The organism is Devosia sp. CAU 1758 (genome assembly GCF_054482695.1).
The window spans coordinates 733,977-747,547 of the sequence record NZ_JBTLRJ010000002.1 but is presented as its reverse complement, the minus strand read 5'-3'; the positions used below and the strand labels follow the sequence as shown (position 1 = coordinate 747,547).

Below are 13,571 nucleotides of genomic sequence, written 5' to 3'. Positions count from 1 at the left end.
CCTTACGACCGGATACGACAGCCTATATGAACAACGCCGCTCTCTCGCTCCCCATTCCGGATACTCCCGTGCTGCGTTTCGCCGGCCATAATTTCGAGCCTCTCGCCTCCGGCGCCCTCTATTGGCGCGCGCAATCCACCCTGCTCGTGGCCGATCTCCATTTCGAGAAAATGGCGAGCTTTGCCCGGCGCGGCCAGATGCTGCCGCCCTATGATACCGCCATGACGCTGACCCGGCTCGAAACCGATCTCCGGCGATCCGGCGCCACGCGACTGATCTCCCTGGGCGACAGTTTTCACCGTCCCGATTCCAGCGACCTGCTCACCCCGGCCGACCGCATGCGCCTCGATTCCATCACCGAAATGGTGGATTGCATCTGGCTATCCGGCAATCACGACCCGATCCCCCACGCCATTGGCGGCGCCTGCTTGCCGGAATTGGAGCTGGACGGGCTGTTGTTCACCCACGAACCGCGCAAAGGACACACCGGCCTCGTTGCCGGCCATCTGCATCCGGCGGCGCGCCTCGCCATGGAGGGCCGAACCACGCGAAAGCCCTGCTTTGTGCACGATAATCGCCTGCTGATCCTGCCTGCCTACGGCAGCTCCACCGGCGCGCTCAACATTCTCTCGCCGGCCTTTTTCGGCCTGTTCCACTGGCCTGCCTTGGAAGTGGTCATGCTCGGCCGCGACCGCACCTATCCGGTGCCGGTCAAAAGGCTGGTGGGCGGATAGTCACTCGGAAGTCCTCACGGCGAGGTGCGAAGCGCAGCCCAGCCCAGCCTCGAACCACGAAGACGTCGCACAATGTCCTCTCCCTGGGACCCGTGCGACGACTTACCGTCTGAAAACGACCCCGCCCAGCCAGCCGGTGAACAGGGCCAGCGCCACGCAGGCCAGGCCATAGAAGAAGGGCGACTGGGTCGCCGACTGCGCCAGGAACCGCTCGAAGCCGATCTTGCGCACGGCAAAGCCGTCGGATTTGCGGGCAATGATCTCGCCATCCTTGAAAACATAGGTCTGGGCGATATAGGGGCCGGGCGGTGCGTTGCTGGGCAGGGTCAATTGCGCGGTGTAGAAATTCTCATGCAGGAATAGCACGCCATTGTCCTGCACGCCGAACAACCCCTCTTCAGACATGAGGCGGATCAGCTCCCGGCCGAATGTCAGGGTCTGCCACCAGCCCGCGGGATTGGGCGATATCGCATGGGCCTCGGGCAGGATGAAATTGGTGGTCAGCGTGTTGACGTCGGTGATGTCGCGTAGCCTGCTGCTGGACAGCACGTGGAAATAGCTCGGGAAACCGCGGAACGCGACCTGCTCGGTATTGAGCCAGACGCCGAAATTATTGGTCTTCTTGCGCGCGACCCGGTCCTGGGTGGGGCCCAGAACCACCACCACCACATGAAAAGGCCCTTCGACAAAGCGCCGGTCCGATCCGGCATCGGGGGCGATGGTGCCGAAAAAGGTCATGCGTTCGCCATCATAGCTGGATGTGATCTGCACCGTTTCGGTGGATACACTCGAAAACAGCCGCTCGGCCTTGGCCGGCAGGACCGCACACATCAGCACCAACAGGGCCAGCACCAGTCGCATCATTGCGCCACGCCCCCCACCGCCATGGAGAAGATGTCCGACGGGGTCAGCACCAGGGACAGGCCGAAGCGGACGGCGACGGCCAGCACCAGCAGCGCCAGCAACCCGCGCAATTGTTCGCCGCGTAGATGCTTGCCCGCCGCCGCGCCGAACTGCGCCCCGGCCACGCCACCCACCATCAGGCAGAAGGCCAGCAGTATATCGACGCTCTGGCTTTGCACGGCATGCAGAATCGTGGTTGCGGCCATCATCGCCACCACCTGCGCCAGCGAGGTGCCGATCACCACATTGCCGGGGACCCGCAGCATGTAAACTAGCGCCGGCACCATGATGAAGCCGCCGCCAATACCCAAAAGGGAGCCGACAAAGCCGATGAACAGGCCGATGATGAGCACCGGCAGCACGCTGATATAGAGTCGGCTCTTCTTGAACCGCACCCGCAACGGCAACCCGTGAATCCAGCTGTGCTGGCTGGGCAGGCGCTCGCGCACCACGATCCCCTGCCGGCGCTTGAGCAGCGCCCGCACCGATTCATGCAGCATCAAGATGCCGACAAAGCCAAGCAACACCAGAAAGCCCAGTGAAATCACGAGATCCAGTTGGCCGGCATCGCGCAAGAGGTCGAAGGCGGCCACGCCGCCAAAGGCGCCCATGATGCCCGAGAGCACCAGATACATGGCCAGGTGCAGGTCGATGCCGCCACGACGGTAATGGCTCAGTGCGCCCGAGGTCGAAGCTGCCACCACCTGTCCGGTCACCGAGGCGACGGCAACGGCCGTCGGCACGCCCGAGAAGATCAGCAGCGGGGTCAGGAGGAAGCCCCCGCCCACCCCGAACAGACCCGACAGAAATCCGACCGCCCCTCCGATCCCCACGAGAAAGAAGAGGTTCACGGAAAGCTCGGCGATCGGCAGATAGATCTGCAAGATCTTGGTCCCGTAACAACGTTTCGCGGCCCACCCTAAAGGATGGTCCGTCAACAAGTGGTAAGGCCCGTAGATACGGGCAGCATTTCTATGCCCAAACTTGCGTCCGGGTCACGACGCTGTCAAACCTCGGGGCACACTAAACGGGCTGACTGCCCAGCACCGCCAGCAGGCGCGGGTTGATGATGCCGGTCTCGCTCATCCCGGTGGCCCGCTCGAACGCCTTGATGGCGTCGCTGGTCTTGGGGCCGGCCACCCCGTCGGGATTGCCCACGTCGAAGCCGAGCTTGACCAGCGCCTGCTGCACCTTGGTGATCACCTCGGCATTGCCGATGGGCGCACCCGGATCGAATGTCTCGGACCAGGTTCCGATGGGCGCAAAATTGGCGGCCAGGTCGATGGACTGTAGGCTCCAGCCGGCAATCTCGTCTTTGATCCGGTTGACGGCCTCGGCCGAAAGGGACTTGGCAATGTCGTCGCGGGCCTTGGCGGCGTCCGCGTCACCATTGGTCGCGGCCAGCGAGAACCACTTGAAGGACTGTTCGAAATCCTGCTCCACGCCCAGGCCCCGGGCATACAGCATGCCCAGATTGAACTGGCTGTCGGTCATGCCGCGCGCAGCAGCCTGGGCAAACCATTCAGCGGCCAGTTCGAATTGCTGTTCGCCCAGTTCGCCACCGGCATGGAGCGCCGCCAGGTTGTGCATGGCCATGCGATTACCGGCCTCGGCGCTGCGCTGGTACCAAAGCCGCGCCTGTTCGAGGTCCTTCTCGACACCCGTACCCACCTCATAGAGATTGCCCAGCCGGTACTGTGCCGGAATGAATCCCTGCGCGGCGGAGCGCTCATACCAGCGCGCTGATTCCGCCAGATCCTTCTCCAGCACGCGGCCCTCGCCAAGAATTGCGGCGACTTCGAACTGCGCCTGGGCATTGCCATTGGCCGCCGCCTCGCGCAGTTCCAACGGTCCGACCGCTTCGGCGGGCAGGTCGAAGGTTTCGCGAATGGTGTCGGCACCGGGCACCGGCGCCGAGATCGAGCCGGTAACCTCGGGCACGACCTCGTCCTGGGGAATGGAAAAGGCGATCCGACCATTCTGGGCCGTCAACGTCGGCGGCATCGGGGTCGATGGCGCCAGCGTGGTCGAGCGCCCGAAACTCATCGGTTCGCCCGGATTGATCGATCCGGTTGCCGTCACATCAACCATGTCGATAACGCGGGGCGGCGCGATTGCGGATTGATCCTCGGATGGTGCCGGATTGTCCGTGTTCACCGGCGCGCTGACGGCACTGCTCGCTACCGGCTCCGCTGAACTGTCCATGCGCTGCATCACGAGATTCAGCGCCAGCATCGATACGGCCAGAAGCGTCGCCGCCAGCAGCAGCGGGCGACGATTGCGGCTGAGGAAACTCGGTTTGTCATCATGATCCACGGGCAGGGCAGGGGCCACTGGCGCAGCAACCGCCTCGCGTGCGGGCTTGCTCGCCTTGCGCGCCGGTCGCGGCTCGGTCGGGGCGGCGGCGGGCCGGGCTTCGGCCCGGTCTGCCTCGGCATCTTTGCGCGTGCGGACGCGGGCCAGCGCACGGGCAATGATGGAATTGCCGCTCGGCCCTTGGACTTCTTCCTGCTTGGCGCGCTGGGCGCGACGGGCTGCGGCCACGAAGGTGCTGGTGCTTGAATTGGTCGCTGCAGCTTCCGTTGCCACTTCGGCCGCCGGGCGAGCCGGCTTGGCGAAGGGATCAGTGTCCAGCTCGGCAAAGCTGGAGCGCGGCCGCGGTGGGCGCTCGGCTTGGCTCGGGTCAAACCCGGGCGCGTCCTGCGGCTTGGCAGTGTGCTCGGGGCGCGGCGGAGCAGCCTTGGGCACACGGCTCTTGTCGTCAAGTGCCGCGCGAACCGGTCCCTTGTTGCCAAATCCCGGGTCAACCAGCGGCGCCTCATGCGCCGGGTTGGCGGGCATGGCGTCACGCCGGTCCTTCGTCAGGCCTGCGAGGATCGTGTCGAGCTTGCCATTGTCCGGTTCGCTCGCCAGCAGCGCCTGCACGAACTGATCTTCCACCGTCTCATTGGGCGCACTAGCGGCGGGGCTCGCCGCGCTGGTCCTGGGCGCGGCCTGTGCGACGGGCTGGCTCGCGGGCCGCGATGGAGCATCGGTTGCCGTTTTGCCGGCCAGGACCGCTTCGAGCCGCGTGAGTCGTTCGGCGGTGTCCTTGCCGGCGGTATTGAGCAGGGCCGACATGCGCTTCTCCAGCGCATTCATGCTCTCTTCGCTCATCTCCCCGGAAATTGGCGCCCGCACCGCCTCGGATGTGCGGCTGGCAACCATTTCGGCCAGTTGCTCGTAGTCGGGCGTCTTGCCGGCCGATTTGATCAGGCCGGTCAGTCGGTCCTCGATGCTTTTGAGGCTCTCCGGCCCGAACACGGCAACCGGGGCAGGGGCCTTGCGGCTGAAGGCCTCGCTGGTGCGCTCGGCTACCATATTGGCCAACGATTCCAGGTCCGGGCGCTCTTCGGAATTGTAGAGCCGCGCCAATCCGTCGAGCTGGGCGCCGGCATCGTCCATGCGCGCCATCAATGTCTTGAGCTGGCTTTCCACCACGCCGGTATCGACCGGGTTCATCCGCTCGCTCAGAGCCTCGATCTGCCCCTCCAGCCGGGTAAAGTGCGGCTCCATGCCCTGCATCACGGCATTGCGCAGCGTGCCCATCTCGGCCTTCAGCGCCGCGACGTCGCGGTTGCCACTGTCGGCGCCCTCGAGGCGCGCCAGCAGCGTTTCGAGCCGTTCCGCAAGCACGCCCGGCGAGCCGCCATTGTCCTGCATGGCCTGGGTGAAGGCCGCCATATCGCTGGTCAGGCGTTCGAAATCGCCCGAGGACAGCGCTACCGAACGCTCGATGGCGTCGATCCGGTCATAGACATTGCGCACACTGGCTTCGATCGATTGCATGGCTGGCGCCAGCTTTGCCACTGCGTCCGACTTGCCCTCGGCATTGCGGCGCTGGTCGCGCGCAATCTCGCGTTCCATCTGCTGGGCCTGGAGTTCGGCCAGCTTGCCCACCGTGGTCGACACATCGTCGAGCCGTGCATTCAGCACGCTCAGATTATTGCGCGGACCTTCCTCGATCATCGCGCCGAGCGCAGCAATCTGGGCTTCGAGGCGCTTGACCTGTCCGGTCTCGCCCACGGCGCCCGCCAGCAATTCCACAACCTGGGTCAGCTGTTCGATCTGGCTGGCCACGTCGCGTACCTGCGTCGAGCCCGAGCGTTGTGATTTCAGTTCGCCCTCGAGCCGTTCGAGCCGCTGGCTCATGCCGCCGACCAGCGATCCCAGTTCGCGGATTTCGGGCATCTCGGAGGAGCGGCGCGCCGGCATTGGTGCCGCGCCCTGGCGGCTGCGGATTTCCGCAATGGCGGCGTTGAGGTCGTCCTGCTCGTCCATGTCGGCGTGGGGCGCATCTCGCTCGCTGAACCGGTCGACGGCGCGCTTGACCGTCCGCAGCGCTTCGCGGCGGCGATTGCCCGGTTCAGGCATGCCAACCTGGTCGCGCAGATGCCGCACACGCTGCGCCAGCCCGTTCATGGCCGGGGCGGCGGGTTCTTCCTCCGCCTGGCCGTAATGGCTTTCCACCTTGTCGAGCAGGGCAACCAGTTCCCCGCGCAAAGCCTGCCACTCGCCGGCACCGCTATCGTGGGCCGGTTCAGCATAATCCGGGTGGGTATGGGCGCGGGGCATGACAAGTCCTTCGTCACAATAGACGGACCCCTCGCGATTCAACACGAAGGTATGACGGTCACTCTTGGGAAAACATGGTAAAGAACCCGTTAAGCATTGTCGCAATATGCAAGGGCAAGTACCGGGAATCCGTGCGATTCAGGTCGCCGAGCGATCACAAATACAGGTTCAGTTTCATGACGCGCCGCCGCATCATCATCGTTGACGATCATCCCCTGTTCCGGGCGGCCTTGCGCCAGACCCTGGCCGGCGGCGACGCTACGGTGAGCGTGGAGGAGGCCGGTGACCTCGCCAGCCTCAGCGCCGCGCTCGATGCCGACCGCGATTGCGATCTGGTCCTGCTCGACCTCAACATGCCCGGCGTGCGGGGCTTTTCCGGGCTCCTGCTGCTGCGCGCGCAATATCCCGATATCCCGGTGATGATCATTTCCGCCGTCGAGGACGCCACCGTCGTGCGCCGCGCCTTTGAGCTGGGCGCCGCCGGCTATCTGCATAAATCCGTTGGTCCCACCGAGATCCGCCGGGCCATTGAAACCGTGCTCTCGGGCGAGGTCTTCGTGCCGGTCGGCACGACCCTGGGCGGCGAGGATGATCATACGGCGCTGATGAAGCGCCTCTCCACCCTCACCCCGCAGCAGGTGCGGGTGCTGATGATGCTCAGCGACGGGCTGATGAACAAGCAGATCGCCTATGAGCTCTCCATCTCCGAGGCCACGGTCAAGGCGCATGTCTCGGCCATCCTGCAAAAGCTCGATGTCGACAGCCGCACCCAGGCCGTGATCGCCGCTGCCCGCATCGAGGACGGCCAGTTCGAAGCTCTCTTTTCCACTGGCGCCGACAAGGTCTGAACCATGAAGCCCGAGATCTCCATCATCACCATCGGCGTCGATGACCTCGACCGCGCCTTCGCCTTCTATCGCGCCCTGTTCGATATTGCCGACGAACAGATCGGCGCCGGCGAAGACCATGTCGCCTTCTTCTTCGACGAGAAATTTTCCTTCGTGCTGTTCCCGCGCGAACAGATCGCCCAGACCGCCGGCAAGCCCGAAAGCCTCGAAGGCACCCCCGGCTTCGTCCTCAGCCACCGCGCCGAAAGCCCTGAGGCGGTCGATGCCATCCTCGAACGCGTCCTCGTCGCCGGCGGCGCCGTCATCACCCCCGGCACCGAGTCCGAATGGGGCTATTCCGCCTATTTCGAGGACAGCGAAGGCAATGTCTGGGAACTGATGGCCGCGCCGACGCAGAATTGATGCGCCGCAGGGCGAGTGTTCAACTTCTAGCCAGTTTCGGACGACGACGCCGGGACCGTCGTATTTTCAGGCGAAGGATCAGCGTTTGGTAAGGAAGCTTCGGTATTGTCCCTGGAGTTCTCGGATGGTCCTGATGTCAAAGGTTTCCCGCTCACCAGCTGATTATCTGCAAGCCCTGCGCTTCAGATTGCTCGCCTATCTTCGCGGCAACACCGGCGCCGACGATCCAACTTCTGAGTCCGACATACAAAAGCTCATCAGTTTGGTGGGGGTCGCCGTTGTCATCGGGCCGTCGTTCGCTCTGTATTACGCGGTGGTTGGGCTGCCCGAGCTGGCAATCGCGTTGACTCTCACCTGTTTGGTAATGCTGTCTGCGCTCGTCGTGTACAAGGTGAGCGGAGTTCTCGCTCTGGCTCGGGATTACTTCCTGCTCGCCTTCTTCTGCTACCTAGTCTATTGCGGATATTTTTTTGGTACTGTGGTGTCACCCACTAGCTTTTGGTTCACCACTTTTCCAGTAGTTGGTGTTCTCCTCGGCGGTACTCGAGCAGGCACTATTTGGCTGGCGCTTGCTCTGTCGTTTCTCCTAGCTCATTCGAGTTTGACGGATGGTTCGTCCCTTACACACTTGCCGCCTCACCTGTACGCTTTGAGCTTGTCGGGAATGATCATTTCGATCTTCCTGTTCGTACTCATGATCGACGGGGCCCGCCGACGCGCTTTGTTGAACCTCGAGAATGCGAATATAGCGGTTACCGAGCTTGCTCGTCGCGACTCTCTGACGGGCCTGTACAACCGGCGCTACGTCTGGGAGACCCTCGCGCACGAGGAGGCCCGCGCGCAACAATTGGGGGAAAGCTTTTCGATACTGTTGGTCGACATTGATCGTTTCAAGGTGATCAACGACACGTTTGGACACGTAACGGGAGACATTGTTCTCAAGGATGTCGCAACTGAAATCCAGTCCGCGATAGACGAACATGACTTCTGCGGGCGCTATGGTGGGGAGGAATTTCTGGTGCTGCTCAGAGGCAGACAAAGCTCAGCTGCAGTAAGCTGCGCAGAGCACATACGCAGCGTAATAGCAGAGCTCGGCTTTGGGCACGTAGACGGTCCACAGCAAGTTACTGCCTCCATTGGCTTAGCCTACTATGAAGGGGGCGAGACGTTTACTGAAACCTTCAAGCGCGCAGATCAAGCGCTCTACTTGGCGAAAGGATCGGGGCGCAACCGTGTCTCGATCAACGAAATTGCACTTGCAAGCTAAACACGAGGACAGCTTGCTCTCGCAGATAGCTGCTTGACCGTCTCCGCCTCAACTCAGACCCCAGGGGCGCCGCCCCTAAAACCCGCCACCCGTCTTGAACCCGCCATGCTTGCGCGTCCCCGATGACCCCGTGCGGGGCCGCGAAAATCCGCCGCCGGACGATCCACCGCCAAATCCGCCACCAAAGCCCCCTCTCGGCTTGCTCTTGCTGCCGCCCGCGCCGCCAAAGCTGCCCTCCGGCCATTGGAAGCCGCTGCCCCCGCCACCGCTGGGCTGCCAGGGATTGCCGGCGCCACTACGGCGGGTCGGTTTGTAGCCGGCGCCCCATTCGCTGCCCTTCGTCCAGTTCTGACTGCGCCGCCACTGGTCCCAATAGCTGGCCGCCGAAATACCGCCGCGCAGGAAGTCGTTGAGCAGGTCGCCGACCAGCCGGTCTTCCTTGAAGCTGGAACCGGGGTCATCGAAGCGCTGCTTCTTGAACTCCCACTGGATGTCCTCCAGTTCGCGCCGCCGCGCCGCCAGCGTCTTCAGGCGCTCCTTCTGCTCGCGGCTCTCCTCTTCCTCTTCGCGCATGCGCGATCGTGCATCGTCGATCTGCGCGACGATGGTGTCGTCCTGTCCGGTGCGGGTCAGGCGCGCCTCGGCCAGCAGCGTCTGGATATCCTCGCGCCCCAGCGCTGCCGCCAGGTCCACGGCGGCGGTTTCAAACGCCGGATCACGCCCTTCGGCCAAGGCCTGCAATGCGCCCGCGGCGGCATCGCGCTGGTCCTCGATGGCAGTGATTTCCCCGTCGATCCTGTCGATCTCGGCCTGGGCCTCTTCCATGGCCTGCCGTATCGGCTTGCCGCCGGCGGCGTCGACCGCCTCGGTTTCCATGTCCGCCAGCCGCGCCTCCGCCGCCGCGACATTGGCTTCCTGCAATTGCGCATGCTCGCGCAGTCGCATCGGCAAGTCGTTGAGCATGGCATAATTGGGCCGTGCCTTGGCAAAACCAACCAGGTTGGCCACCAGCCCGTCGAGATAGCGCGTCAGGTTCCCGGCCTTGTAGCCGGACGTGCCATAGCCGGCGTCCCATAGATACATGAACAGCGGGTCTTCCCGGTAGGGCCGGCCCTTCTCCTCGCGGTCGGTATCGGCCTGCTCGGTCTTGCGCATCGACTGCTCGGCAATGCGGTCCAGTTCCTCGGTTTCGGCCCTGACGGCAATATAGTGGGGGTCGGTGGCCAGCCTGCCCGCCTGCACTCGGGCCAGTTCCGCGAGCCGGGATTGCGCCTCGTCCAGCCGCTTGAGGGCGGCCGCGCGCCTGTCGGCGAGCTCTGCCCGGCTGGCGTCAAGCGCATTGATCGCCTTTTCGGCCTTGCTGACATCCTTGGCATGGGCCTTGAGCATGTCGCGGGCCTTGACCTCGGCGCTGGAAATGCGTCCGTCCAATTCCGCCTGCAATGCCGGGTCGAGCCGCAGCCGCGCCAATTGTCGGAACAGTTCTGCCTCATGCTCGCGCGTCTTGCTCAGCCGCTCGGCCGCCCGCGCCACCCGGCGGGAGAGTTCGTCCTCCTCGCGGCGAATGTCGCGCATGGCTTCTTCGAGGCTGGCCAGGGCCTGGGGTCCGCGGATGCTCATGGTGCTACCATTGGGTCACGGCGCCGCCCAGGACGGGCATGGCATATTGGACATCGAGGAAACCATCGGATTTGCGGCCCACCAGATTGGCCTGGATGATGCCATCGTCCTGCTTGTCGGCTGAAACCGCATTATAGACGCTTTCCGGCACGCGCACGCCCCACATCGCCACCGTTTCGGTCTCGCCGTTTTCTTCGTTGAGAATGGGCAGGGACAAGGCCGTGCCATTAATGTCCACGGCCTCGACCACCACATAGTAATTGGTGGCGTCGGTGTTGACCTCAGGGAAAGTCCAAAACCCCGATTGCACGCCTTCGCGATTGACCACCCGAAGCGCATATTCGAGCCGCAGCTGATCGCGCAACTCGGTCAGGCGAGTCACCACATCCTCGGCGCCCGTGCGGTTGCCCTCGGCGGCAAAGGCCTTGCCGCGGGCCACCAGCGCCTCTGCCTCGGTTGCAGCCTGCTGCACCTTGGTTTCGTCATAAATGGTCTGGTAGAGCGCATCCATTTGGGCCGGCAGGCCCTCGGCCAATTCCAGCCGAGCCTGTTCGGCCTGGCCGGCCTGATAAGGCTGCCATATACCGAAATAGCCCACGCTCAGCGCCAGGAGGGCCAGAAGGCCGGCCAGCACCGGCCGTCCCCATTGCTTGCGGCCCACATAGAGCCGGGCGAGCGTCGTGTTGAGCCCGGGGGCAGGGGGCGTATAGGTAAACCGGCTTTCGGCCAGCGCCGCCACGCCTTCGCGCAGGATATGGTCGGGCACCTCGATGCCTTGCTGGTGATAGACCGAGCGCAGCCTTTCGATCAGCTGTTTTTCGCGGGCGACGCCATCGAGTTCGCGCGTCACCAGATCCTGCCGGTGGCGGAGCGTGTCGACCACATCCATCGCCAGCATGACTTCATCCAGCGGGGCAGCGGGTTTTGCCGTCGCGTCACTCATGCCGTGCCTTCACCAATAATCCCGTGGCCTCAGTTGCGGGTTTCGAGCAGCAGGGCATTGCCCTCGGCCGCCAGCGTCGCCAGGCGCTTCTTGCCGTCTTCCACGGCGTCGCGGATTTCGGCCGAATTCTTGGTCGAGGCCACCCGCATCTCATTGATGATGGTGCGGCTCTTCTCCTGGAAGTTGACCACGCTGTCGACCAGCTTCTTGACCGCGTCGGCGCGCACTGTCGGGCCGTAACCGGCCTTGATCGCCTCTTCCTGCACCCTGTCGCCGATCTCGCTGAGCGTTTCGAGGCTCTTGGACATGCCTTCCTTCATCGCGTTCAGCGTCTCGGTGCTCTCGTGCAGGCCAAACATGCCGGTGAACGAGGCGGAAAGTGCGGTGAGAACCGTCTCATTGGTCGAAAAGAACGAGATCGACTGCTGGTAGACGCGCTCCTTGGCATTGGTGGTCTGCATCAGCCGCGCCATCACCACTTCCGAGGTATTGTAGGAAATGGTGAGATTGTCCGAGAGGTCCTTGGCGATCTGGTATCGCTTTTCCTCGTTCTGCATTTCGCGCAGCCGCTCGTCGCGTGCCATTTCCAGCCTTGCCCGATCGGCCGGCACGTCACCGGCATAGGCGGCCAGGTCATCGGCAGCCTTCTGGAGCATGTTTTTCTTCTCGGAGAGCCGCTGCTCGGCCGTCTGCAGCACTTCGAGCGCCATCACTTCGGACTGCTTCAGCGCCCCACGGAAGTCCCGATAGGCCTCGAGAATGGTGTGCTCGCGGTCGATCTGGTCCTTGGTGTCTGCGGTGACGGCGAGATAAGTGTCGCGGATCTTGTTGAAACGGGTGGCGATATCGCCCCGGCTCACTTTCATCCACACATTGGAGGTGCGCTCGAACAAGTCGATCTTGTTGTCGGCCAGCTGGTCGACCATGCCCTTGGCATCGTCGCGGATCGAATCGAAGCCTTTGGTGATGTCCTCGTAGCGCTCACCGATCTTCATGGCGGCGACCTGCTCGCGCACCACCTCGTTGAAGGCGCTGGCCTGCGAAAGGGTCCGGCCGATCAGGATGACGCGGGTTTCGTCGAGCTCGGTAATCTGCTGCAACAGACCCGTGATGGGCTGCTCGCCTTGGCTCTCGGGCCAGATGCCGAGGTCACGGATGGCATTGACCGCCTTGTCCAGATACTGCAACGGCTTTTCGGCCAGCACCAAAACAGTGTCGGTGGGCGCAGTGGTCGTCACTTGGTCGGTCATCCTGGGCTCCCTTGGAATAGGCCGATCTGGCGAAACTGCCTGTCTGCCCTAGATTGCGTCTGCTGCCCCGCCTGACAATTGCAACTGCGGGTCGGGGCAACTATTTAGTCCATATTGGTGCGAAAAAGCCGCACGTAAAGAGTGGGACCCCCGCCATGCTGCCAAAGCCGCGCTGCCTTGTATTTTCGCGACACCGCCGGGGACTGCGAGGCTGATGGATTTTGGCGGACGCTATCGCATCCACGCCGGCCGCATGGCCGTCTGGGAGGCGCTCAATGACCCTGAAAAGCTCAAGGCGGCCATTCCCGGATGCAGCCATATCGCCTGGTCGGGCCCGCAGAGCCTCGACCTCGAGATCACCGTCAATCTAGGCGTCGTCAAGCCCGGCTTCAAAGGCCAACTGGTGCTTTCCGATGTCGTTCCGGCACAAAGCTACACCCTCTCGGGCAAGGGCAAGGGTGGCCTGATGGGCCTCGCCGAAGGCGCCGCCCGCATCACCCTCCTCGATGACGGCGCGGCGACCCTCCTGGCCTTCTCGGCTGAAGGCGGTGCCTCGGGGCAGATCATGAAACTGGGCAAGGCCATTGTCGGCAACTCGGCCCAGAAGCTCATCGATGGTTTCTTCGAGCGTTTCGCCACCGCCATGGGCGCCGGGATCGAGCCCCTCGGTCCGGCCTGACGGGTTCTGTTCACCAAAAATCAACCACGCCACAATTGCGCGTACAAAGGCCATTATTCCGCCGCCGGTGATCCGCTAGACAGGGAGCGGTTCAACGCAAATTGTTTCAAATCCAATCATGTCCTCTCAGTCCCGCGACAGCATCGCCCTCTATCTCATCGCCGCCCTGGCGGTGGTGGTGACCATGTATGCCGATCTTGATCTGGCCGGGATGTTTCAGGCGCTGCTGTCCCGCTTCTAGGGCCGAAAAACCCATACCGGCGCGCCCGCAGGCCACTGGCAGCGCCAACGCTTGCGCGAATTTTGACCAT

Annotated in this window: 12 protein-coding genes; 6 read left to right on the top strand and 6 right to left on the bottom strand. The window is 63.4% G+C overall.

Going from position 1 to position 13,571, the window contains the following annotated elements; translation table 11 throughout:
* Positions 1-26 precede the first annotated feature (26 nt).
* Positions 27-734, top strand: coding sequence for a ligase-associated DNA damage response endonuclease PdeM (gene pdeM, locus ACXYMS_RS09670; protein WP_458905781.1), 708 nt, complete (start codon positions 27-29; stop codon positions 732-734).
* 102 nt (positions 735-836) lie between these two features.
* Here the strand turns inward: pdeM and ACXYMS_RS09665 are convergent, their stop codons facing one another.
* The 3 genes from ACXYMS_RS09665 to ACXYMS_RS09655 all read right to left on the bottom strand — a co-directional run bounded on the left by ACXYMS_RS09665 (position 837) and on the right by ACXYMS_RS09655 (position 6,251).
* A complete protein-coding gene (locus tag ACXYMS_RS09665; RefSeq protein ID WP_458905780.1) occupies positions 837-1,598 on the bottom strand; it encodes a TIGR02186 family protein in 762 nt (253 codons plus the stop codon).
* Positions 1,595-2,521 (bottom strand): sulfite exporter TauE/SafE family protein, encoded by a 927-nt coding sequence (locus ACXYMS_RS09660; protein WP_458905778.1) that lies wholly within the window; start codon positions 2,519-2,521, stop codon positions 1,595-1,597. Before ACXYMS_RS09660 ends, ACXYMS_RS09665 begins: the two co-directional genes overlap by 4 nt.
* A gap of 139 nt (positions 2,522-2,660) precedes the next feature.
* Positions 2,661-6,251: a peptidoglycan-binding protein gene (locus tag ACXYMS_RS09655; RefSeq protein WP_458905776.1), complete on the bottom strand. Its 3,591-nt coding sequence runs from the start codon at positions 6,249-6,251 to the stop codon at positions 2,661-2,663.
* A 176-nt stretch (positions 6,252-6,427) separates the two neighbouring features.
* Between ACXYMS_RS09655 and ACXYMS_RS09650 the strand changes: the two genes are divergently transcribed.
* From ACXYMS_RS09650 to ACXYMS_RS09640, 3 genes are all read left to right on the top strand, one after another.
* A complete protein-coding gene (locus ACXYMS_RS09650; RefSeq protein WP_458905774.1) occupies positions 6,428-7,099 on the top strand; it encodes a response regulator in 672 nt (223 codons plus the stop codon).
* 3 nt (positions 7,100-7,102) lie between these two features.
* Positions 7,103-7,501 (top strand): VOC family protein, encoded by a 399-nt coding sequence (locus tag ACXYMS_RS09645; protein WP_458905772.1) that lies wholly within the window; start codon positions 7,103-7,105, stop codon positions 7,499-7,501.
* Between the two features lie 133 nt (positions 7,502-7,634).
* Entirely contained in the window at positions 7,635-8,768 is a 1,134-nt protein-coding gene (locus tag ACXYMS_RS09640) for a GGDEF domain-containing protein (protein WP_458905770.1), read from the top strand.
* A gap of 75 nt (positions 8,769-8,843) precedes the next feature.
* On the opposite strand, the gene ACXYMS_RS09635 is transcribed toward ACXYMS_RS09640, so the two are convergent.
* Genes ACXYMS_RS09635 through ACXYMS_RS09625 form a run of 3 tightly spaced genes read right to left on the bottom strand, consistent with a single transcriptional unit; the run spans position 8,844 to position 12,581 of the window.
* Positions 8,844-10,388 carry an AAA family ATPase gene (locus tag ACXYMS_RS09635; protein WP_458905769.1) on the bottom strand — a complete coding sequence of 515 codons (1,545 nt, stop codon included), beginning with the start codon at positions 10,386-10,388 and terminating at the stop codon, positions 8,844-8,846.
* 4 nt (positions 10,389-10,392) lie between these two features.
* The gene (locus ACXYMS_RS09630; protein ID WP_458905767.1) at positions 10,393-11,331 is read right to left on the bottom strand and encodes a DUF6384 family protein; all 939 of its coding nucleotides are present in this window, start codon (positions 11,329-11,331) and stop codon (positions 10,393-10,395) included.
* A gap of 29 nt (positions 11,332-11,360) precedes the next feature.
* Positions 11,361-12,581, bottom strand: coding sequence for a cell surface protein (locus ACXYMS_RS09625; protein ID WP_458905765.1), 1,221 nt, complete (start codon positions 12,579-12,581; stop codon positions 11,361-11,363).
* 214 nt (positions 12,582-12,795) lie between these two features.
* Here ACXYMS_RS09625 and ACXYMS_RS09620 point away from each other — a divergent pair, with 214 nt between their 5' ends.
* Positions 12,796-13,260, top strand: a complete 465-nt coding sequence (locus ACXYMS_RS09620) for a CoxG family protein (RefSeq protein WP_458905763.1) — start codon at positions 12,796-12,798, stop codon at positions 13,258-13,260.
* Between the two features lie 118 nt (positions 13,261-13,378).
* Positions 13,379-13,501 carry a hypothetical protein gene (locus tag ACXYMS_RS09615; RefSeq protein WP_458905761.1) on the top strand — a complete coding sequence of 41 codons (123 nt, stop codon included), beginning with the start codon at positions 13,379-13,381 and terminating at the stop codon, positions 13,499-13,501.
* Positions 13,502-13,571: the final 70 nt, after the last annotated feature.